At 31.4% G+C, this 2874-nt stretch carries 2 protein-coding genes; both read right to left on the bottom strand.

The features are described 5' to 3' along the window. Positions 1 to 128: 128 nt before the first annotated feature. Positions 129 to 890, bottom strand: coding sequence for a TIGR00282 family metallophosphoesterase (locus tag OL66_RS02940; protein WP_034172400.1), 762 nt, complete (start codon positions 888 to 890; stop codon positions 129 to 131). A 24-nt stretch (positions 891 to 914) separates the two neighbouring features. After that, complete coding sequence (gene rny, locus OL66_RS02945; RefSeq protein ID WP_084066035.1) at positions 915 to 2501, bottom strand: ribonuclease Y; 1587 nt, start codon at positions 2499 to 2501, stop codon at positions 915 to 917. Positions 2502 to 2874: the final 373 nt, after the last annotated feature.

The raw sequence follows: 2874 nt of genomic DNA on the forward strand, positions 1-2874 counted from the left end.
TAATTTAAATAATTAAAAAACCAGAATAAAATAAAAAAATGCAAAGCGTTAAAAAACAAAAAAATTAAAGTGATACAGAAGATAATTTTGATTCTTTTTCGCTTAGTTTTCATAAAACAAATTTTATTTCATTCTGATAAATTAATCTTTTCAATAGTTTTGTGAGGTTTAAGAGTGACAAGTAAACCGTTTAATTGTCTTTTTCCTTCGGCATTAGGTCTTGAAACAACACGATTTCCTAAAAAAGATTGAATTATAGGTTCTTTTTCTTTACCAATGACGCCGTCCTTGGCTCCTGTCATTCCTGCATCAGAAATATAAAGAGTATTGTGGGGAAAAAGGCGTTCGTCGTTAGTTTGGACATGAGTGTGAGTGCCTACAATAGCATCAATTCTACCATCAAAATAATGAGTTAAAGCAATTTTTTCACTAGTGGCTTCGGCATGAAAATCCAAAAAAGAAAAATCATATTTAGCTTTATTTTGTTCCAAAACATTATCAATAGTTTTGAAAGGGCAATGCAATTTGGAGTTAATAAAAACACGTCCTAAAGCATTCATAACTAAAATTTTTTTATCTTCGCAATCAATAATTTTATAACCTTGCCCTAATTGTTGGGTGTCATTGATGGGACGAATTACATTTGATTTGTCAATAAAATTTTTAATTTGTTTATTTTTCCAAACATGGTTTCCCATAGTCATCAAATCAACACCTAATTTTTGTAATTTTTTATAAATTTTAAAACTTAAACCTTTGCCATTATCAGCGTTTTCAGCATTGGCAATAATGAGGTTAGGTTTGTAAGTTTCTTTTAAAAAACCCACTTTTTCGGCAAAATAACTAATTCCTGGGTTTCCGTAAATATCTCCGATAAACATTATTTTCATGAATTAATTATCTCCTTTGGTGGATTATAATTTAGCCATTTCCACAGCTCTGGTTTCTCTTATAACAGTAACTTTGATAACACCATTGTAACTAATGTCTTTTTCAATTTGTTCTTTAATGGTGCGGGCAGTTTGGAAAATAAAATTGTCTGCGATTTTGTCTGGTTCAACGATAACACGAATTTCGCGCCCAGCTTGAATAGCATAAGATTTGGCAACTCCTTCTGTTGCATTAGCAATAGTTTCTAATTTGGTTAGTCTTTGGATGTAGTTTTCTACTGATTCTTTTCTGGCTCCTGGTCTAGCGGAAGACAAGGTGTCTGCTATTGCAACTAAAACAGCGATAATTGATTGGGGTTCTTGGTCTTCATGATGAGAGGCAATAGCGTCGATAACTTCTTTTTTTTCTTTGTATTTGGAAGCAATAAAAACGCCAATTTCTACGTGGCTTCCTTCCATTTCGTGGTCTAGAGCTTTACCGATGTCATGAAAAAGTCCTGCTCTTCTTGCAAGAATTTCGTTTTCGCCAATTTCAGAGGCAAGTTTACCAGCTAAAAAAGCTACTTCCAAAGAATGTTTCAAAACATTTTGACTGTAACTAATGCGGAAGTGCAGTTTTCCCAAAATTTTAATTAAGTCGGGGTGCACTTCGCCGATTTTAGTAATAAAAGCAGCTTCTTCGCCCATTTCTTTAATAAAATTGTCTACTTCTATGGTTGAAGTTTCTAAGGCTTTTTCGATGCGAGAAGGATGAATTCGCCCATCAGAGACCAAAAATTCTAAAGTTTTTTTGGCAATTTCTCTTCTAATCGGGTCAAAACTACTTAAAATAATGGTGCAAGGGGACTCATCAATAATTAAGTCTACTCCGGTTAAAACTTCCAAAGACTTAATATTTCTGCCTTGGCGCCCAATAATCCGTCCTTTCATATCTTCGTTAGGAATGTTAACAACGCTAATATTTTTTTCTCCTGTAATATCGCCAGCATATTTTTGCATGGCTAAAACTAAAAGAGTTTTGGCTTTTTTAGATGCTTCGCTTTTGGCTTTTTCTTCTTCTTGTTTAATATATGACATCATTTCATAAGTGGTTTGGTCTCTTGTTTCTTTCATTATGATTTGTCTGGCTTGATCTTGCGTTAAGGAAGCTATTTTTTCTAATTGTTGTTTTTGGGTGTTTAAAATTGTTTCTTGTTCTTTGATTTGTTGTTCTAGGTTTTTTTTAGTATGGCTAATTATTTGTTGTTCAGAATCTAAATGCTCTTCTCTTTTATTGAGGCTCTCAGTTCTGTTGTTAAGCAATTCTTCACGACGATTATTTTTGGATTCTAAATCAACAATTGTGTTGGTTCTTTGTTCTAAATCCAGTTCTAATTTTTGTCTTAAAGAAGTTATTTCTATTTTGGCATTACGCATCATTTCTTGTTCGCGTTGTTGCAAATCTTTTTCTTTTTCTTTTAGTTTGTTGTCAAATGCTTGTTTTTTTTCTTCTAATTTCTTTTGATTAAAAAAAGAATACAAAAAATAGCCGATAATTGATCCACAAATTAAAGCAAAGACAAGAAGGGAACAATCCATTATACAATGAGTTCGCCAATAATCACCTTTCATATCCTTGATACCTTTCTTTTGGGGGGGGTTAACAAATGTAAAATCATTGTTTTACCTCTTTTTCTTTTTGAATTTAGTTTAATGATTTGTAATGCAAAACAAAAAATAAAAAAATAGGGGGAATTAGATTTTTTGATGCAATTTTGTCATTAAAACGATAAATAAGTTTGTTTTTTAAAATATTGATAATTAATTTAGAATTAATTTTGAATGGGGCGGGTTGGAAGTTTTATTATTTTTTTTAATTTGTTCAGTACAAAATTTCATCGTGAAATGAAAAAATAAAAATGTATAAATTGGGTTTAAAAAAAATAATAAAGTTTGGTTTGCGAAAAACAATTCAGCAAAAACCATGCAAAAAACAATGGTTCTG

It is taken from the genome of Chrysanthemum yellows phytoplasma, from assembly GCF_000803325.1.
GTDB classification, from domain to species: Bacteria; Bacillota_I; Bacilli_A; order Acholeplasmatales; family Acholeplasmataceae; genus Phytoplasma; species Phytoplasma asteris.